The sequence below is a fragment of the Flavobacterium cheonanense genome (assembly GCF_039539185.1).
GTDB classification, from domain to species: domain Bacteria; phylum Bacteroidota; class Bacteroidia; order Flavobacteriales; family Flavobacteriaceae; genus Flavobacterium; species Flavobacterium cheonanense.
The window spans coordinates 1-18,847 of sequence record NZ_BAABCT010000014.1; the positions used below are offsets into that span (position 1 = coordinate 1).

The 18,847-nt window shown below is 30.6% G+C and carries 18 protein-coding genes; 9 read left to right on the plus strand and 9 right to left on the minus strand.

All coding sequences use genetic code 11. The features are described from left to right. Nucleotides 1-102: 102 nt before the first annotated feature. Nucleotides 103-249 (minus strand): hypothetical protein, encoded by a 147-nt coding sequence (locus tag ABD766_RS14465; protein WP_344817358.1) that lies wholly within the window; start codon nucleotides 247-249, stop codon nucleotides 103-105. Nucleotides 250-394: 145 nt separating this feature from the next. Between ABD766_RS14465 and ABD766_RS14470 the strand changes: the two genes are divergently transcribed. Beyond that, complete coding sequence (locus tag ABD766_RS14470; RefSeq protein WP_344817359.1) at nucleotides 395-838, plus strand: hypothetical protein; 444 nt, start codon at nucleotides 395-397, stop codon at nucleotides 836-838. Here the strand turns inward: ABD766_RS14470 and ABD766_RS14475 are convergent. The 3 genes from ABD766_RS14475 to ABD766_RS14485 all read right to left on the minus strand — a co-directional run bounded on the left by ABD766_RS14475 (nucleotide 827) and on the right by ABD766_RS14485 (nucleotide 5,433). Next, entirely contained in the window at nucleotides 827-1,303 is a 477-nt protein-coding gene (locus ABD766_RS14475) for a GyrI-like domain-containing protein (RefSeq protein WP_344817360.1), read from the minus strand. The two genes, ABD766_RS14470 and ABD766_RS14475, sit on opposite strands and share 12 nt — an antisense overlap. A 1-nt stretch (nucleotide 1,304) precedes the next feature. After that, entirely contained in the window at nucleotides 1,305-1,883 is a 579-nt protein-coding gene (locus ABD766_RS14480) for a transposase (RefSeq protein WP_344817361.1), read from the minus strand. 121 nt (nucleotides 1,884-2,004) lie between these two features. Next, nucleotides 2,005-5,433, minus strand: coding sequence for a methylmalonyl-CoA mutase family protein (locus ABD766_RS14485; RefSeq protein WP_344817362.1), 3,429 nt, complete (start codon nucleotides 5,431-5,433; stop codon nucleotides 2,005-2,007). A gap of 234 nt (nucleotides 5,434-5,667) precedes the next feature. Between ABD766_RS14485 and ABD766_RS14490 the strand changes: the two genes are divergently transcribed. Then, a complete protein-coding gene (locus ABD766_RS14490; protein ID WP_344817363.1) occupies nucleotides 5,668-6,378 on the plus strand; it encodes a DUF4197 domain-containing protein in 711 nt (236 codons plus the stop codon). A 193-nt stretch (nucleotides 6,379-6,571) separates the two neighbouring features. Here ABD766_RS14490 and ABD766_RS14495 read toward each other — a convergent pair whose 3' ends face one another. From ABD766_RS14495 to prfA, 3 genes are all read right to left on the minus strand, one after another. Then, a complete protein-coding gene (locus ABD766_RS14495; protein WP_344817364.1) occupies nucleotides 6,572-7,354 on the minus strand; it encodes an alpha/beta fold hydrolase in 783 nt (260 codons plus the stop codon). Next, a complete protein-coding gene (gene pyrF / locus ABD766_RS14500; RefSeq protein WP_344817365.1) occupies nucleotides 7,351-8,172 on the minus strand; it encodes an orotidine-5'-phosphate decarboxylase in 822 nt (273 codons plus the stop codon). Before pyrF ends, ABD766_RS14495 begins: the two co-directional genes overlap by 4 nt. Before the next feature lie 118 nt (nucleotides 8,173-8,290). Then, nucleotides 8,291-9,364 (minus strand): peptide chain release factor 1, encoded by a 1,074-nt coding sequence (gene prfA / locus ABD766_RS14505; RefSeq protein WP_298307640.1) that lies wholly within the window; start codon nucleotides 9,362-9,364, stop codon nucleotides 8,291-8,293. 101 nt (nucleotides 9,365-9,465) lie between these two features. On the opposite strand from prfA, the gene ABD766_RS14510 reads away from it, so the two are divergent. From ABD766_RS14510 to ABD766_RS14540, 7 genes are all read left to right on the plus strand, one after another. Next, nucleotides 9,466-9,975: a DUF6265 family protein gene (locus tag ABD766_RS14510; protein ID WP_344817366.1), complete on the plus strand. Its 510-nt coding sequence runs from the start codon at nucleotides 9,466-9,468 to the stop codon at nucleotides 9,973-9,975. Nucleotides 9,976-9,981: 6 nt separating this feature from the next. Beyond that, nucleotides 9,982-10,485 (plus strand): DUF6265 family protein, encoded by a 504-nt coding sequence (locus tag ABD766_RS14515; protein WP_344817367.1) that lies wholly within the window; start codon nucleotides 9,982-9,984, stop codon nucleotides 10,483-10,485. 196 nt (nucleotides 10,486-10,681) lie between these two features. Then, nucleotides 10,682-12,883: a TonB-dependent siderophore receptor gene (locus ABD766_RS14520; protein ID WP_344817368.1), complete on the plus strand. Its 2,202-nt coding sequence runs from the start codon at nucleotides 10,682-10,684 to the stop codon at nucleotides 12,881-12,883. Nucleotides 12,884-12,887: 4 nt separating this feature from the next. Further along, nucleotides 12,888-13,436, plus strand: coding sequence for a PepSY-associated TM helix domain-containing protein (locus tag ABD766_RS14525; RefSeq protein WP_344817369.1), 549 nt, complete (start codon nucleotides 12,888-12,890; stop codon nucleotides 13,434-13,436). 102 nt (nucleotides 13,437-13,538) lie between these two features. Beyond that, nucleotides 13,539-14,150: a hypothetical protein gene (locus tag ABD766_RS14530; RefSeq protein WP_344817370.1), complete on the plus strand. Its 612-nt coding sequence runs from the start codon at nucleotides 13,539-13,541 to the stop codon at nucleotides 14,148-14,150. 171 nt (nucleotides 14,151-14,321) lie between these two features. Further along, nucleotides 14,322-14,612, plus strand: coding sequence for a hypothetical protein (locus ABD766_RS14535; RefSeq protein WP_344817371.1), 291 nt, complete (start codon nucleotides 14,322-14,324; stop codon nucleotides 14,610-14,612). 9 nt (nucleotides 14,613-14,621) lie between these two features. Beyond that, nucleotides 14,622-15,392 carry a hypothetical protein gene (locus ABD766_RS14540; protein WP_344817372.1) on the plus strand — a complete coding sequence of 257 codons (771 nt, stop codon included), beginning with the start codon at nucleotides 14,622-14,624 and terminating at the stop codon, nucleotides 15,390-15,392. A gap of 39 nt (nucleotides 15,393-15,431) precedes the next feature. Here ABD766_RS14540 and ABD766_RS14545 read toward each other — a convergent pair whose 3' ends face one another. Then, nucleotides 15,432-17,780 carry a hypothetical protein gene (locus ABD766_RS14545; protein WP_344817373.1) on the minus strand — a complete coding sequence of 783 codons (2,349 nt, stop codon included), beginning with the start codon at nucleotides 17,778-17,780 and terminating at the stop codon, nucleotides 15,432-15,434. Continuing rightward, nucleotides 17,740-18,771 carry a hypothetical protein gene (locus ABD766_RS14550; protein WP_344817374.1) on the minus strand — a complete coding sequence of 344 codons (1,032 nt, stop codon included), beginning with the start codon at nucleotides 18,769-18,771 and terminating at the stop codon, nucleotides 17,740-17,742. Before ABD766_RS14550 ends, ABD766_RS14545 begins: the two co-directional genes overlap by 41 nt. Nucleotides 18,772-18,847 lie beyond the last annotated feature (76 nt).

An 18,847-nucleotide genomic window follows, 5' to 3' on the forward strand; every position in this document is an offset into this window, starting at 1 on the left:
TAATGGACAGTTTGAGATCAAAGCTTACTTTTTGATACTCATTTTTTCGACAGGGTTGTTTTTTTGGTGTTTCCATAGGATACTAAAAGTTTTAATTTTTAGTCAACCTATTTTAGGACGAGAGGTTGCCCAAGCTGTATCATCACCCCATTTATAAATCCACATTAACAATCTTGGCACTCTGTCCAAATAATTCATAACTATTGCTACAATACCAAGCAATGCCAGAAAACCTCCGAAATTTTTCATTGTTTATAGTTTTTTTTGGTTAATAGGCACACAATATATTAATTTTTAAAATATTTACCACTTTTTTTCTAATTAAACAATGATTTTGGTTATAAATCAATTATTCTTTAAGCTATAACTTTGAATAAATATAAAAGAGATTACTATGAACAAAAATGAAATTATTAAAAACATCATCAACGAGCAAAACGTTGTTATAAGTACTATAGAGAATTCTGTTTCAAGATATAAAAACGCTTCCGATATTGATGAAAATGATAGTATCGATCCAGAAGATTTTTCTCATCAAGATGAAGCTAAAGAAATGCAATTACGCTATGAGCAAATTTTAGTTCAAGCCAAAAACAATTTAGACTTTTTAGAAACCTATAAAAATAAAGAAACAACTAAAATTGAATTGGGAAGCTTGATAGAAACTGAAGATTTGTACATTTTTATTGGAATCTCACTTCAACAATTTAAGTTGAATGGCAAAAATGTAATTGCAATTTCAGAAGAAGCACCTATTTATAACTCAATTAAAGAAAAAACAATTGGTGAAAAAATAACAATTGGAACAATTGAAAATACCATTATATCAATTTCTTAATTTAATTGGAATCCAAATTTCTTCTTCAGAATTCGGATCGTTATTTTTATACTTTTCACCTAAAACCTCAAACTGTGGATGATTGCCTAATTCATAATTAGAACTAGGCAACCATTCTGTATAAATTGAGTTGAAAAATGCCGCAACATTACTTTGATCACCTTTATAATTAAAAACAGCATACAAACCTTCTTGAATTTCCAAGGATTCCATTCCGACAGGAATATTTTCAAATGTTGAAACAGCTACTGCTGCCCATTTTGTAAAAGGAGTATTGGGTTGAAAATCGAAATTCTCAGGATTGATTTGGATATTATATAATTCAGAACCGATTGTATTTTTAATTTCTTTTAGTCGTGGCATAAAACTGCTCCATAATTCAAAAGCACGGTAATCAGCATAGGTAAACGAAAGGGTTTTTCCTATGAATTTTGTGGTTGAGAAGGTTTTAATTGTTGGGTTCATATTATTTATAAAATTTGTCGTCTTTCCAATTCAATGGATTTTCAAAGATATAATTTTGAATAATATCAAATGATTTTGAATTTCGAATAATATGGTCGTGAAATCTGGATTGCCATGCGAAATCGGGATGGATTTGACGTGACATTTTGGTTACAATAGATTTATAGGAACCAACAATTGATGAAATCGTGTTTTTACCCTGATTTTGAAATCGTGATGAACCAATTGTTGTATTTAAATTGATTGTAGAGACAAGGCAATGCCTTGTCTCTACAGATTCGGTTGACGATAATGTTGGGTTGTCAATTTTATTTATTATCAATATCCCATGAACATGATTCGGCATTATCACAAAATTTCCCAATTCAATAAACGGAAAATGATTTGGAATTTCGAACCAATATTGTTCTGCCAATTTACCAATTTCTGATAATTGCATAATTCCATTTTGAATATTTCCAAAAAAATGTTCGCGGTTTTGGGTACAAATGGTAATGAAATAGGCACCATTATTGGAATAATCCCAGGTTTGAAGACGTGCAGATGGAATGCGGTATTTGTTTTTAAATTTATTTTGCATGGCGTTGAATGTTATATCGTTTTGCGAAATAATGGATAAATTTTCATTTATAAAAATTATTTTATAAAAAAAAGAGACAAGGCAATGCCTTGTCTCTACACAAAATCATATTATTGTGATATTACATATTCCTTCTATACTGACCACCAACTTCAAACAACGCACTTGTGATTTGTCCTAATGAACAAACTTTTGTGGCATCCATTAATTTTTCAAAAATGTTTTGGTTGTTGATAGCTGCATCTTGAATGATATTTATTTGTTCTGCTACTTTTTCTCCACTTGTTTTATGAAGATTGTTCAACATATCGATTTGATATTGTTTTTCTTCTTCGGTTGCGCGAATTACTTCTGCCGGAATTACTGTAGGCGAACCTTTAGAACTCAAGAACGTATTTACTCCGATAATTGGGAATTCACCTGTGTGTTTTAAAGTTTCGTAGTACAAACTTTCTTCTTGAATTTTAGAACGTTGGTACATAGTTTCCATTGCACCAAGAACACCACCACGCTCAGTAATTCTATCAAATTCTTGCAAAACAGCTTCTTCCACTAAATCGGTCAACTCTTCAATGATGAACGAACCTTGAATTGGGTTTTCGTTTTTCGCTAAACCTAATTCTTTATTAATAATCAACTGAATTGCCATTGCTCTACGAACTGATTCTTCAGTTGGTGTCGTGATAGCTTCATCATATGCATTGGTATGTAACGAATTACAGTTATCATAAATCGCATACAGAGCTTGCAAAGTTGTACGAATGTCATTAAAATCAATTTCTTGTGCGTGTAATGAACGCCCAGAAGTTTGAATATGGTATTTCAACATTTGAGCTCTTTCGTTGGCTCCATATTTGTTTTTCATGGCTTTCGCCCAAATTTTACGAGCAACTCGACCGATTACAGCATATTCAGGATCAATTCCGTTTGAGAAAAAGAATGATAAGTTGGGTCCGAAATCGTTGATGTTCATGCCACGACTTAAATAATATTCCACGTAAGTGAAACCATTTGCTAATGTAAATGCCAATTGCGAAATAGGATTCGCACCAGCTTCAGCAATATGATACCCAGAAATAGAAACCGAGTAGAAATTACGAACATTTTGTTTGATAAAATATTCTTGAACGTCACCCATCAATCTTAAAGCAAATTCTGTAGAGAAAATACAAGTGTTCTGTGCTTGATCTTCTTTCAAAATATCGGCTTGAACTGTTCCACGAACTTGTGCTAATGTTTTAATTTTGATATCATTATAAACTTCCAAAGGCAAAACTTGGTCTCCTGTTACACCTAAAAGCATCAAACCTAAACCATTATTTCCTTCTGGTAAAGCGCCTTGGTATTTTGGTCTTGCTGTTCCTTTTTTCTTGTAAATTTCATTGATTCGTTCTTCAACTTCTGTTTGAAGATTGTTTTCGATGATGTATTTTTCACAGTTTTGGTCAATGGCAGCATTCATAAAGAATCCCAATAACATTGGTGCTGGACCATTAATCGTCATTGAAACCGAAGTTAACGGATGACTTAAATCGAAACCAGAATATAATTTTTTAGCATCATCCAAACAACATATCGAAACTCCAGCATTTCCAATTTTTCCATAAATATCTGGACGAACGTGTGGGTCATTTCCGTATAAAGTTACCGAATCGAAAGCTGTTGAAAGACGTTTGGCTGGCAATCCAGCAGAAACATAATGGAAACGTTTGTTGGTTCTTTCTGGTCCACCTTCACCAGCAAACATTCTTGACGGATCTTCTCCTTCACGTTTGAACGGATACAAACCAGATGCAAATGGAAACTCTCCAGGAACATTTTCTTGCAAATTCCATTTTAGAATATCACCCCAAGCTTGGTACTTTGGCAACGAAATTTTTGGAATTTGAGAATGCGATAAACTTTCGCTATGTGTTTTAATTTCAATGACTTTGTCACGAACTTTAAAACTATAAATTGGATTTTTATATTTGTTTACTTTATCATCCCAAGTTAGAATGATTTCCCAATTGTATGGATCAAGATTCATTTTTACTCGATCGAATTCTTTTAACAACAAATCCATAAACAATTGTCCCTCGACTGCGCTCGGGATGACAGAATCACTTTCAATACCCGATTTGTTTATTTTAGGAACTTTATCTGATACCGTTTCAATGGTTTTATAAATTCCGTATAATTTTTGAGCCACTTCCACTTGAGTTAAAGCAGTTTCATCGTATTTTCTATTGTTTTCAGCAATCTCTGATAAATATCTAGTTCTATGTGGAGGAATTACGAATATTTTCTCGCTCATTTCACGAGTAATTTGGAACGTCGATTTTAAATCGGCTCCTGTTTTTTCTACAATTTTATCCATGATAGATTTGTAGAGCGTATTCATTCCTGGATCGTTGAATTGTGAAGCAATTGTTCCGAAAATCGGCATTGTTTCTACATCAGCATCCCACAAATTATGATTGCGTTGGTATTGCTTTTTGACATCGCGAATGGCATCTAGTGCACCACGTTTGTCAAATTTATTTAATGCAACTAAATCAGCAAAATCTAACATATCAATTTTTTCCAATTGCGTTGCTGCTCCAAATTCTGGCGTCATAACATAAAGTGAAACATCGGAATGATCCATAATTTCAGTATCCGATTGCCCAATTCCAGAAGTTTCTAGAATGATAATATCGTATTTGGCAGCTTTTAAAACCTCGATTGCCTCGTTCACATATTTAGACAAAGCCAAATTCGATTGACGAGTTGCCAACGAACGCATATAAACTCTAGAATTATTGATGGCATTCATACGAATTCTATCGCCTAAAAGCGCACCGCCAGTTTTACGTTTTGATGGATCAACAGAAATCAATCCGATAGTTTTTGTTGGAAAATCAATTAAAAATCTTCTAACTAATTCATCAACCAATGATGATTTTCCAGCTCCACCAGTTCCTGTGATTCCTAAAACCGGAATTTTATTCGTTTCATTTTTCTTATGAATTTCATCAAAAGCTGCTTTTGCAATTTCAGGAAAATTTTCAGCAGCAGAAATTAATCTTGCAATTGCTGTTGGGTTTTTATCCTCAATATGAGCTAATTCGCCATTTAATTTATCACCAATTGGATAATCAGAACGTTGTACTAAATCGTTAATCATTCCTTGTAAACCCATGGCACGACCGTCATCTGGAGAATAAATTCTTTCGATTCCATATTCGTGCAATTCAGAAATTTCAGAAGGAAGGATTACTCCACCACCACCACCAAAAATCTTGATGTGTCCTGCTCCCTTTTCTTTAAGCAAATCGAACATGTATTTAAAATATTCGTTGTGACCACCTTGATAAGAAGTCATTGCAATGGCATTAGCATCTTCTTGAATAGCTGTATTTACAACTTCTTCGACGCTTCTGTCATGACCAAGATGAATTACCTCTACACCAGTAGCTTGGATAATTCTTCTCATGATATTAATTGCTGCATCGTGACCATCAAAAAGGGATGCTGCAGTTACAATTCTTACTTTATTTTTAGGAATATAAGGAGTTTGTGGTTCCATTTGTAATTTTTATTCAAATTTAGGAGTGCAATTTACGAATTTAATAATTTTTATACGATTTTATTACAGAGAAAAAAAGCAACAGATTTTTGTATCATTTTGACTACACATTTTTAAGCAATTACCTGATTTTCAAACCAAAAAAATATTTTAAAAATAGGATTAAGCCGATTTTAAAATAAATAAACATTTGAGGCACTATATTTGTGAACCTATATGAGAAAATAAAACACCATGAGAAAAACAATTTTACTTTTATTAGCCGGATTAACCCTATCTAGTTGTGCAGAAATGCAACAAATAGCCAATCAACTACCTGGTGTTTTGGAACAAGGAAATGTTGATATTGCTGGTGGTTTAAAGGAAGCGTTAAACAATGGAATCAATAAACAAGTAACTAAACTTACTGCTGTGGATGGATTTTATAAAAACGAAATGGTCAAAATTTTGTTACCAGAAGAATTACAAAAAGTAGATGCAGGATTAAGAAAAATTGGTTTAGGAAAATTGGCTGATGATGGTTTGAGAGCCATAAATAGAACTGCAGAAGATGCTGTAAAACAAGCCACTCCAATATTTGTTGATGCCATAAAAGGAATGACTTTTACAGATGCTAAAAACATTTTGATGGGAAATGAAACTGCGGCAACAACTTACTTACAAAGTTCCACTTCAACAGCTTTGTATGCTAAATTTAATCCTGTGATTAAAAATTCATTTGCTAAAGTTGGAGCTGACAAAGTTTGGACTAACATCATTACAAAATACAATGCGATTCCATTAGTTAAAAAAGTAAATCCTGATTTAACTGACTATACAACTAACAAAGCTATGGAAGGTGTTTTTAAAATGATTTCAGTGGAAGAAAAGAATATTAGAACAGATTTAAACTCTAGAACCTCTGATTTATTGAAAAAAGTTTTTGCTTTGCAGGATAATAAATAATAATTGCTATTATTTTAATAATCAATAACATAAGTATAACATTATCTTAACATACTCATTGAGAATTAAGTAAGATATTTGCAGAGTAATAAATAAAGATTTATTATTTTGTTTGGTTTAGGTTAGTTAAAAAGATTGCCAGTGTTTGTGAAAGCATTGGCATTTTTTTTGTCCTAAAGTAGCAAAGTTAGTTTTAGTTCTTTTGAATAAATGCGATAACTTGATTGTTAAAGATAGTTGATTGTTCCACATTTACAACGTGCCCACATTTTTCAATTACAAATAACTTAGAAGATTTATAATGCTTTTCGACTACTTTTCTTACTGATGGTAAAAACATATAATCTTCTTCACCCATAACATAAAAAGTTGGAATATTAAGTTCTTGCTGGCGGAACCATTTCAAAACAGGATTGATTTCGGCAGTGAGTTTGAACCATCTTATGAATTCTTTTTGGTATAACTTTTTGGCTTCATTTATGAATAGTAATCGAGATTGCTTGTGGTTTTTATTAGACATAATCACAAATGCAAAAAACTTGTATAAAACCAAATAAGGTAAAACATATTTAAAAATATTTCCCAATCGCATTAATATTTGTGAACGGAAATTCATTTTCAAAATCGCTCCACCCATAATCATGCTTTTCACTCTATTTGGATGCATTTCTGCCAATTGTCGAATTACAATTGTTCCTAATGAAATACCAACAAAATGGGATGATTTTATTTGTAAATGATCTAATACTTCTAAAACATCGCTTGCAATTGACTTGAAAGTATATTTTTGTTTGAATGCTTTTTTTATTTGTGAATTTGAATCGCCATGACCTCTTAAATCTAACAATAATACATTAAAATGCTTTTGAAATTCTCTAATTTGCTTAAACCAAATAGAAGAACTTCCTCCTGCGCCGTGCACAAAAGTTACCCATTCATTGGAATTATCGTTTTTATATAGTGTGTAGGAAATCAAAACCTGCTTTTTAAAATTTCCTCCATTTCATTTTTTACTTTTATAGCTTCCTCTCTTGCTTTTTGTGTAAAATTTTCTCCGTTGGATGCGTAAATTATGGCTCTTGACGAGTTAATTAATAATCCAACATTTTCACTCATTCCGTATTTGCAGACATCTTGTAAATTTCCACCTTGTGCACCAACTCCAGGAACTAAAAGAAAACTAGTTGGAATTATTTTTCTAATTTCTGTAAAATATTCAGCTTTTGTTGCTCCAACAACATACATTAGATTTTCGGAGTTTTTCCATCCTTTAGAAGTTTCTAAAACTTGTTTATATAACTCTTTTCCATTAGTTTCTAATGTCTGAAAATCAAAAGCACCTTCATTTGATGTTAAAGCCAACATTATAGTATGTTTGTTTTCAAAAGCTAGAAATGGTTCTACAGAATCTTTTCCCATGTATGGTGCAACTGTAACCGAATCGAAATTCAAATCTTCAAAAAAAGCTTTAGCATACATTGATGAAGTATTTCCTATATCACCACGTTTTGCATCGGCAATTGTGAAAATTTCAGGATGGTTTTCGTTTATATAGTTGATGGTTTTCTGCAATGACTTCCAACCTTTTATTCCATATGCTTCATAAAAAGCTGTATTTGGTTTATATGAAACACACAAATCATGTGTAGCATCAATTATGGCTTTATTGAATTCAAAAATTGGATCTTCAAGTTCAAGTAAATGTTGCGGAATTTTGGTTAAATCAACATCTAAACCAATACATAGAAAGGATTTTTTCAGTTGAATTTGTTCGATTAGTTGTTGTGTTGTCATTGTAGTTGTTTGATTGCAAAGTTCGCAAAGTTTTTCGCAAAGTTCGCTATGTGTTAAAAAAAAAGCTAAACATAAATTGTTCAGCCTCTTTTTTCTTTATTCTATTCTCTATTTTCTATTAAAAAACCTCAGATTCTTTCAGTTTCTCCATGTTGTTAACCAATTGCAATTCGTCAACAAATTTTTGAATTTTACCATTCATAACGCCATCCATATCGAAAACATCTAATCCAATTCTATGATCGGTAACACGACCTTGAGAATAATTATAGGTTCTAATTTTTGCCGAACGGTCACCAGAACTTACTTGAGATGAACGTTTAGTAGCATCTTCAGCTTGTTTTTTGGCTAATTCTTGTTCGTATAATCGTGAACGTAAAACCTCTAAAGCTTTATCTTTATTTTTGTGCTGTGATTTTTGATCTTGACATTGTGCCACTAATCCTGTTGGAATGTGTGTTAAACGAACCGCAGATTTAGTAGTATTTACCGATTGTCCACCTGGTCCAGATGAACAGAAAAAGTCTACACGAACTTCATTCATGTCAATTTGAACATCAAATTCTTCAGCTTCAGGCAAAACCATTACTGTTGCAGCTGATGTATGTACACGACCTTGAGTTTCTGTTTGAGGAACACGTTGCACACGGTGAACGCCAGCTTCAAACTTTAAAGTTCCGTAAACATCTTCACCTGTAACTTCAAAAATAATCTCTTTAAAACCACCTGAAGTTCCTTCGTTCATATCTACAACAGAAGTTCTCCAACCGCGTGTTTCACAATATTTAGTATACATTCTAAATAAATCTCCTGCAAAAATAGAAGCCTCATCACCACCTGTTCCTGCACGAATCTCTACCATTACATTTTTGGCATCTTCAGGATCTTTAGGAATCAACATAAACTTGATTTCTTCTTCTAGTTGAGGAAGTCGTTCTTTTGCTTCATCCAATTGCATTTTAGCCATTTCAACCATTTCTGCATCTGAGCCATCGGCTATAATTTCGTTGGCTTCTTGTATGTTTCCTGTCACATTTATCAATTCTTCGCGCTTTTCCATCAAATCTTTAAGTCCTTTATACTCTTGATTTAATTGCACATAACGTTTTTGATCCGAAATAACATCAGGTTGAATAATCAAATCTGAAATTTCATCGAAACGCTGTTTTACATATTGAAGTCTTTCTAACATTGTAATCTGTATTTTGGAGTGCAAAAGTAGTAAAAAAAGTGTTCAGTTGGCAGTGTTCAGTTGGCAGTTTTTTCATAATATTGTATAAATTATTATTTTAAATGAAAAAAACACTTGTAATAACGCTACTTTCAATTATCTTGATAACATCTTGTAAAAAAGAATCTCAAATTGAAGTTTTTGGAATTAAAACAAAAAAAGAATTCAACCAACTGAAAAAAGCAAATTGGTTTATTGGTAGTTGGGAAAATAGTTCAAAAGAAGCTACTTTTAAGGAAATTTGGAAAACGAAAAATGATAGCTCATTTGTTGGAGAAAGTTTTGTGATTGTAGAAAAAGACACTGTTTTCTATGAAAAAATAGATTTATTTGAATCAAACGATTCCTTGTTTTACAAAGTTTCTGTCAAAGATCAAAATAAAGAAAAGCCAGTTTCATTTTATTTGACAAAATCTGATGATAAAGAGTTAACTTTCGAAAATCCAAAACATGATTTTCCTAACAAAATTGTTTATACAAAAATCACAAATGACAGTTTAGTTGCTGTTATTTATGGCAAAAAAGACGGCAAGGAAATGAGTGAAACTTTTCCAATGAAAAAAACTAAATAAAAGAACATGAATAAATTATCTATATCACTACTTACAATTCTATTACTATCTATTGTTTCATGTAACAAATATGATTCTAATGGAAATATTATAAAAGATTATGAAGAACTCGAAAAAGCCAATTGGATATTAGGAGAATGGGAGAAAAAAGATAGTTTAGGAACACTTAGAGAAATTTGGGAGCGATTAGATGATAGCACATTTGTTGGTTTGTCTTATTACATTCAAAATGAAAAAGACACATTGCACAACGAACAAGTTGAACTAATGCAAAATGGTGAACATTTATTTTATACAACGACAATTAAAGGAGAAAATAACGATTCACCTATCCCATTTCAAATGACTAAAAACGAAGATAGCTTATTGGTTTTTGAAAATCCAAAGCATGAATATCCACAAAAAATTCAGTACAAACTTATGAAAAATGGAAGTTTAATAGCAACCATATCTGGAAAACAAAACGGAAAAAATAGTGCTGAAAATTATTCTATGAATAAGGTAAAATAGTTAATTACCTATTTCAAATCTTTTAAAACTTGCTTAACAGCAAGTTTTTTTTTATTTCTAATTTTAAGCAAATCAATGATTTAAATTTACTGAAATGTTAATTATTTATATTTAGTCTAAATAAGTTTTGCGAATTGATTTTACGTATTTATATTTGCGCCGTTAAAACAATATTATTTTTAATTATTCTAAATAAATGTACAAATATAAATTATTTCCAATCCTATCACTTTTGATTTGCGCCCTAGGTTCCTCACAAGAAGCCCAAACTTTTGATGATTTTTATGCAGAAAATGATACTATAAAAAAGAGAAAAGGTGAAATTCTTAGAGAGGTTATTATTTCAAACAAACATCAAAAAACACCTTCTGTTGTTCGCTCTAACATCAAACCTTTAGATTTACCACAAAGTTTTCAAGTAATTGGAAGTACTATAATAGAACAACAACAATCCATCAGATTAAGTGATGTGATTAAGAATGCCAATGGAGTTTATGTTGGTTCGGCTCGTGGTGGCGCTCAAGAATCATTTTTCTCAAGAGGTTATGATATGTCTGCCAATAACATTTTTAAAAATGGTTTTCGATTAAATAGTGGCTCAATGCCAGAAGTTTCTTCTCTAGAAAAAGTTGAAATTTTGAAAGGTAGTGCTGCCTTGCTATTTGGAAATGTTGCTCCTGGTGGAATCTTAAATATGGTAACAAAAGCACCATCATTTACCAAAGGAGGAGAAATAGCCATGCAAGCAGGAAGTTATAATTTTTACAAACCTTATTTAGATTTTTATGGTCCCTTAAATAAAAATATAGCTTATCGCATTAATGGTTCTTACGAAAATTCAGAAAGCTTTAGAGATGTTGTAAAGAAAGAACGTTTCTATATTAATCCTTCTTTGTTATTTGCAGTAAATAAAAAAACCGAAATTCTTCTTCAAGGCGATTACCTTCATGATGATTGGACTCCAGATTTTGGAACCGTAATTATTGGTAAAAAAATAATTGATTTGCCTCGAGATTTATACTTGGGAGCAACTTGGTCAACTGGGCAGACGAAACAAACTACAGTTTCTGCATTATTTAAACATGAATTTAATTCCAATTGGAAACTAAATTTCAATAGTTCATTTCAAGATTATACAAGAACTTTTAAAGGTACTGAACGTATTCAACCAGCTGCAAATGGTGATTGGAATAGACCTTTGGGACAAAACAGAAACGAAGAAGCCATTGCCACAGAACAATTGAGTTTACAAGGAAATTTCTCAACTGGAAAAATCAAACATCAATTACTTACTGGTGTAGATTATGAAAACTCATTTGCAAAAGCCTATACTTATGTTTTCTCTCCTACAACTTATGGAAGTGGAAATATCTACGATTTTGAAAACTTTAATCAAGGCACAGGAATTCCTGAAAGCACCAACACACGAATTGTAAAAACAACTACTAATAGATTTGGAATTTATGCACAAGATTTAATTTCAATTACAGAAAAATTTAAAGTTTTGGCAGGTCTTCGTTGGTCATGGCAAGAATCACAACCTATAACATACAATTTAGCAGTAAATCCAAATGTAACTACTAACGGTGTAAAACAAAAAGACATAGCTTTTTCTCCAAGAATTGGTTTGGTATTCCAACCTACAAAGAATACTTCATTATTTGCTAGTTACTCCGATTCGTTTACTCCAAATACAGGAACAACAGTCTCTGGCGATGTTTTAGATCCGTCTATCATAGCTCAATATGAAGTAGGTGTTAAAAATGATTTTTGGAAAGGATTACTGAGTTTGAATGTAACTTTGTATCAAATAAGAAACGACAATTTAGCTCAAACAGCAGAATTCAAAGCCGATGGTTCTACTAATACTGACACAACTGTAAAAGTTTTAAGTGGCGAAACCAAAAGCAAAGGAATTGAAATTGACATTACAGCAAGACCAATTGAAGGTTTGAATATCAATGCTGGTTACAGTTATAATGATATGCGATATACCAAAACATCTGGAACAAATGGAAGTTTTATTGTTGGCGATAGATTAGTAAGAACTCCAGCAAACACAGCTAATTTAAGTTTTTTCTATACCTTACCAAACGGAAAACTAAAAGGATTGTCTTTTGGAGCTATTGGAAATTATATCGGAAAACGTGTTGGAGGTTGGAACAATCAAGTAGTTGTAAATCCAACAACATTTGCAACTAGTATTAATGACAGAGAAATTCCACTTGATGATTATACTACGATTGATTTTTCAGTTGGTTACGATTGGAAAAAGTTCTCATTATTGTGCAAATTATCAAATATTACCAACGAATTGAATTACACGGTTCACGAAAATTATAGCGTTAATCCTATTGCGCCAAGACAAATATTAACATCATTACGATACAAATTTTAATACCATGATTTCACCTTTAAAAGCTAGAAACTTACACCGCGATTTAGGATATTTTTACATTGGACTAATCATTTCCTTTGCCTTTTCTGGAATATTGATGAACCACAGAGAACATTGGCATCCCGAAAAATATAAAGTTCAAACAAAAACTATTTCTGTAAACATTCCAAAAGATACAGAAATCACAGAAAAGTATGCCGAAGAACTTGGCAAGCAACTTGGCATCGATGATAAAATTAGACGTCACAAAGTGAAAGAAGACGAATTGAAAATATCCTTCGAGAAAAATGATGTAGAAATTGATTTAAAAACGGGTAAAGGTGAAATTGTAACATTTACAAAAACACCTATTATTAGCCAAACGATGAAATTACATAAAAACACTTCTAATTGGTGGATTTATTACAGTGATATTTTTGGATTATCATTAATAACTATTGCGCTAACTGGTGCCATCATGATTCCTGCCGGAAAATTTACTTTCAAAAAACGTGGCTGGAAATTAGCCCTAGCCGGATTAATAGTACCATTACTGATATTGATTTTTGTTTAAGGTTGAAAAGCTCCGATTTAGATTGGAGCTTTTTTTTGGTATATTTGCTTATATTTCTTGTTCTATATACAAGTTATATGTATTTTTTTAAAAAAACCTGAAATGATTGGACTTGACAAAATTTTTCTATCCTCAGTTGGTGGCTCATTTATTACAATAATAATAAATGAACTTATCAAAAGTTATAACCGTAAAAAAAAGATAAAGAAAACTGGCAAAGTTTTAATTCAGTTTATTGATCAAATTATTATCAAATATTTAGAAACTAATTTAATTGGGTACGACAGTTTGCTAGCAATAAAAGACGATGAAAAATATTATGAAAGTAGAAGAATAACAATGAGCCCAATGTTAAATAAAAATATTTTTGACTTCTTTGATAAAGATGATTTAATATTACTTTCAAATTCTTTCCAAAAAAAGACCATAACAGATTTATATCATGCATTTTACGAAATAGATTTTCTTCAAGAGAATTCATATTGGAAATTAATCAAAAACTTTTTAGAAGAAACTCAAAATCATTTTGAAACTCATAAAAAAGAGAACGAAGATTTCTACGAGCATATAAAATGGTGTGAAAATTATAACGATGCAAAAACGATTTTTATTTCTCGATTACAAATTCAACGTGAACATACACATAAACTAATTGATGAGTTTAAAGAAATCAAAAAGGAAATATTTGAAATAGATATTATTGAAGAATGGTAAAATATCATACAACGGCAGTTTACAACAATAACCTAGCTTGCCTTGCTATTTTGCTATTCTTGAATAATAATCTGGTGACAACAATTCTAAATTCCATACAAATTCAGTAAATTTGTTTGTCAGTGTTCGCTGTAGCAACTGGTGTAAGCCGCGGCACATTAAAAAAATAATATGCTACCAAAACCAAAAACAATTCTTCTACTACTCTTCATAGTATTGCTACTATTACTAATTCCATTGATTGCTATGCAATTCACGAATGAAGTTAATTGGTCGGTTATCGATTTTGTTATGGCTGGGATATTACTTTTTGGTACGAGTTTGGTAATTGAATTTGTTTTACGAAAAGTAAAAAGCACCAAACATCGCCTACTTATTTCTGGAATTATTTTACTTTTGTTATTCTTACTTTGGGCAGAACTTGCTGTTGGCATTTTTGGTAGTCCAATTGCTGGGAATTAATACTGATTTATGAGAAAAAATCTTTTTACTTTTCTGAGTTTTTTAGTTTTTTACATTTCTTTTGGTCAAAATAAAAACATAAAAGTTACTTATTTCTACCCTAAAGATTCTTTGCAATTCAATCAGAAGTTTGAAGACCTAGAATATAATTACGAATTCAAAACTTATGGCAAAACAACCATGATTGTGCATTGCGAAAGTGCTTTTGGTGTTTTTGATTTTATATTTAAGAAACAAATTTTGAAACTTTCAAGAATTCTAGATTATGAAAATACAAGTGTTTCAGAAGTATTTGATTTTAAAACTAAAAATTGGAAATTAACAGAAGATTCTAATCCATATCCAACTACAAATACTGAAGTTGTTGATTCAATCAATTTTAGTGAGCATAATTTATATGCTTTAATTGTAGCTCACGATCATGGTGGAATTGTTCAAAAAGCAAAATTTCAAGATTTTGGAAATGTAGTATATTGGCCTGAATTTGATTATCCAAATTGTTCCATTTCTGATGAAAATAAAGATGGAATTCCTGAATTTTATTTGTCCTATTTTGGAAATAGTGATGGTTTAGACGCCAAACCTTACAAACAAATTGTGTACACTTTAAACAATAAAAACATCGAAAAAAGCAAAGCAACCTCTCATTATCCTGCAGGAAATGAAGAAGATAATTATCATATTGAAAATGATGAAAATTGGAAAAAACTTCCCATTTCTATCCAAAAGAAAAGTCAAAAACTTATTAAAAACCACAAGCTTAGATTTGAAACTAATTAGAAATAAAAAACCTCGTCTATTTCTAAACGAGGTTAAATTTTATCTTCTAGCTTTGAAATAGTCTTCAAAAGCTTCACAATCAGAAGTTAACTCTTCATAATGTTTGGAATAATTTACTTTTAAATCCTGATAGTATTTATTTTTTCCAAACAAATAATTCTGATAATCCGCATAACTATCACTGTAATTTTCATCTGCTAAATAATCTAATTTATTTTTTTCACAGCGACCAATCATTCGTAAGCACAATGCTTTAAATTTTTCTGTTTTTGCATTTTTAAATGCTAGTAAATAGTAGGTTTTTGCTGAATTACATTCAAAGAATTCTTTATCATCAATCATTACTGAACGATTTCCATCGCTTGTCCAATAATAACGACGCATCATCCACGAATTGCCATATTGCGTCATATTGTAATAACAATTTGCAACCAAGAAATAGTAATAATCTTTGTCTTTTTCTTTTGGATTTTCAGCTTTATTTATGTATTTAATTAATTGTTTTGTAACGGTGTATTTATTCAATCGAATTGTATCTTTTATTGGAATAAATTCTGGAGTATATTTAAGCTCATAAAATGGATTTTTGTCAAAAATATTACTTCCATACGCCCAACTGTTGCCATTTCTTTCCCAATCAGAATATTTGTCATTCCAAAGTTTATTATCCACTTTTTTAAAACTATTTAAAGCTTTTGTTAGCTTGTTTAATCGGATATATTTAGTTCCAACCAAATCATACAAACGAGGAATTTCTTTTTCTAAAATAGCATATTTAAACTTTGAAAATTCATCTGTTTTATCTCTATTATTGTATACATTTTGTATTAAAACTTCTACTTGTTCTGGTGCATAAACCGCATTTATATAATCAAAATAATCATTGAAAAAATCGGAATAAGTATCGCCTTTGTTATCTTTTGATTTCCAAAATGTGATGTTATAGTAATCATGATTTTCATTATAATTAGTGTAATTATTATTCATGACAGAATATAACAAAGCTGCATCAGTTGTATTTCCTTTAAATTCCAACTCTCTACCAAGCGCAAAAATAAATTTCCTGAAATGCTTATTTTTTAAAATTATAGGTTTAACTTCATTTAGAAGAATTGCTTTACCATAATCCTGATTTGCAGTTAAAACCAATGCTTTTATAACATCGATTTGATTTGCTGCAAATTCTGAATTTTTACTGGTTTTTAATTCTTCCAATAATGACAAACTTGATGCATAATCTTTTGTAATATAAAATAAATACGCTTTACAAGTTTTCCAAAAAGTTGGATTTTCAATTGAATTTAAATTAACTGAATTTATAAAATCTAATAATTGAGAAGCATACTCTCTGTCGGTTTCTACTCTTTTTAATACATCTTTAATTGAGTTTTCTTCGTTATTCCAAAAACTGTTTGTTGCAACCGATGGTTCAAATAAAGAGTAATATGGAGTGAAAACCCAATCTTCGATTTTATTAACTTCACGCAATAATAAAAAACTCAAGCCATCAAAATTGGGTTGGTATTCATAAACTTTTTTGATGTATTCTAACGATTTATCATGTTTTTTGATAGCTGCTAAAAGATATACATTGGCTTTTTCTTTGTTTGTTTTAGCATATTTCAAAACATCTTCAATTGCGACTTCGCTATTAAACTGTTGGGATACCATAAATCGTTTATCGGCTGCATTTACAAATACTTGGGCTGCATAAAAATTTGCTAATGCTTTATCTTGCTCGGCCAAAGTTCTAAAATACAAACTCCAATAAAACAATATATCTTTGTCTGATTTTGTTTGATAAACTCTATCAAAAAGCATTTTTATTTTTTCTAAATCACGATTGTAGAATGCCATTCGTATGGCTAAAAAAGTATATCTAAATTGTAATGCTTTGTTAGTAGTTGATTGAGATAATTTTATAGCTTGGTTCAATAATTTTGTTCTTTGAGGTAAAACCATGGCATCATTTCTTTCCCATGGATCGTCAACCCACGAATTGAAAAATTCACAATTTTTGGCAAACTTCAAATAATTGATGGCTTCATAATCTTTAATTTTATATAGATATCGAAGCATTTCATTATTGGTTTGTTGATTGATATCACCTAGACTGTAACTTTGCAAAACTTCTTCAACGGATTTATAGGAAACCTTGTTTTTACAATAACTTACCCATAAAACTTCGTTGGGCATTTTATCAAATTCATCATAGATTTCTTTAGGTTCAAATGTATTAGCAGAATAATAAAATGTTGAATAAGACTTATAACCTGTAATTTCAGGGAAAAAGAATGAGAAGCGAAGTTCTTCACCATAAGGATAAAAACCGCAAGCAAAAAGTGATTTACTTACTAAAATCAGAATAAAAACTAGAAAGTTCTTCATGGCTATAATTGCTTAATTGTTGCTCGTCTAAATGATATAGTGAAATGGTAGTTTTTTTATCTAATTTCACATACTTCCTCAAAAGCTGAATAGTTTGTTTGATTTTATTTGCGTCCGTTTCTTCAAACTTTACTTTATCTCCTATTCGCAAATAGGTTTCATTAACCACAGTATCTTTAATTACTGAATACCAAAACGGTTTTACTTCTTTTAAAATAGCTTTTACCTTTTTATTATCTGTATAAATCACATTAGAAAACTGTTCATTTTGATATACTTGCATCCAAGAATAAATGGGCAATGCAATATCAATATGCTTTGGATAATTATTTTCAACATCCAAATAACTTTCTAGTTCTTCTAAATCTAAAATGGAGTTTTTGGAATGGTTTTGTAATGGATTCAGCAAATTATAACACATTAAGGTTACTTTATCAACTGGTGGAATTCCCATTTTATCAGGATATTTGTAAGGATACAATCGAAGTGTGCAACTAATTTCTTTTTTAGAAACTTCTTTTAATTTCTTTAGAAAATAGAAATAATTATCTTTAGATTTCATTGTCCAATCACAATCCATTTGATATTCACTTGGAGCTAAATGATTTCTAAATTTTTCTTTAGCATATTTTTCAATTAAGAAATTTACATTGTCTGCCAATGTGTCTAAACTTCCTTTCGTTGATTTTAGAAAAACCGAATTTTTAAGATAAACCGTTGGTACAATATTTAAACTATCTTGGCGATAGGAATATAATTGTGTTTTTGAAATGGGAAAATTTCCCATAGCATCACTATGGTCAACTTCAAAAAACTTTATGTACAACTTTTTAATTCCAAGATTTGTTACAATTGAATCTTCAGCTTGACTAATATTCCAATTATTACTTTTCCAATAATAAAAAGCACGTTCAACCTTTTCAACTTTATTGTCATTTTTACAAGAAAAAAGAAAAGCTGAAAACAAAACCAAGATTAGAATTTTCTTCATGGAAATTGAGATTTTTGATATAACGTAAAACTGTATTAAATATATATATTTCCAACCAATTATTTATAAAAAACCT

Excerpts from the sequence above, each read along its gene's own strand:
- ABD766_RS14465 (WP_344817358.1), bottom strand. The coding sequence starts at position 249 with ATGAAAAATTTCGGAGGTTTTCTGGCATTGCTTGGTATTGTAGCAATA.
- ABD766_RS14470 (WP_344817359.1), top strand. The coding sequence starts at position 395 with ATGAACAAAAATGAAATTATTAAAAACATCATCAACGAGCAAAACGTT.
- ABD766_RS14475 (WP_344817360.1), bottom strand. The coding sequence starts at position 1,303 with ATGAACCCAACAATTAAAACCTTCTCAACCACAAAATTCATAGGAAAA.
- ABD766_RS14480 (WP_344817361.1), bottom strand. The coding sequence starts at position 1,883 with ATGCAAAATAAATTTAAAAACAAATACCGCATTCCATCTGCACGTCTT.
- ABD766_RS14485 (WP_344817362.1), bottom strand. The coding sequence starts at position 5,433 with ATGGAACCACAAACTCCTTATATTCCTAAAAATAAAGTAAGAATTGTA.
- ABD766_RS14490 (WP_344817363.1), top strand. The coding sequence starts at position 5,668 with ATGAGAAAAACAATTTTACTTTTATTAGCCGGATTAACCCTATCTAGT.
- pyrF (WP_344817365.1), bottom strand. The coding sequence starts at position 8,172 with ATGACAACACAACAACTAATCGAACAAATTCAACTGAAAAAATCCTTT.
- prfA (WP_298307640.1), bottom strand. The coding sequence starts at position 9,364 with ATGTTAGAAAGACTTCAATATGTAAAACAGCGTTTCGATGAAATTTCA.
- ABD766_RS14510 (WP_344817366.1), top strand. The coding sequence starts at position 9,466 with ATGAAAAAAACACTTGTAATAACGCTACTTTCAATTATCTTGATAACA.
- ABD766_RS14515 (WP_344817367.1), top strand. The coding sequence starts at position 9,982 with ATGAATAAATTATCTATATCACTACTTACAATTCTATTACTATCTATT.
- ABD766_RS14520 (WP_344817368.1), top strand. The coding sequence starts at position 10,682 with ATGTACAAATATAAATTATTTCCAATCCTATCACTTTTGATTTGCGCC.
- ABD766_RS14525 (WP_344817369.1), top strand. The coding sequence starts at position 12,888 with ATGATTTCACCTTTAAAAGCTAGAAACTTACACCGCGATTTAGGATAT.
- ABD766_RS14530 (WP_344817370.1), top strand. The coding sequence starts at position 13,539 with ATGATTGGACTTGACAAAATTTTTCTATCCTCAGTTGGTGGCTCATTT.
- ABD766_RS14535 (WP_344817371.1), top strand. The coding sequence starts at position 14,322 with ATGCTACCAAAACCAAAAACAATTCTTCTACTACTCTTCATAGTATTG.
- ABD766_RS14540 (WP_344817372.1), top strand. The coding sequence starts at position 14,622 with ATGAGAAAAAATCTTTTTACTTTTCTGAGTTTTTTAGTTTTTTACATT.
- ABD766_RS14545 (WP_344817373.1), bottom strand. The coding sequence starts at position 17,780 with ATGAAGAACTTTCTAGTTTTTATTCTGATTTTAGTAAGTAAATCACTT.
- ABD766_RS14550 (WP_344817374.1), bottom strand. The coding sequence starts at position 18,771 with ATGAAGAAAATTCTAATCTTGGTTTTGTTTTCAGCTTTTCTTTTTTCT.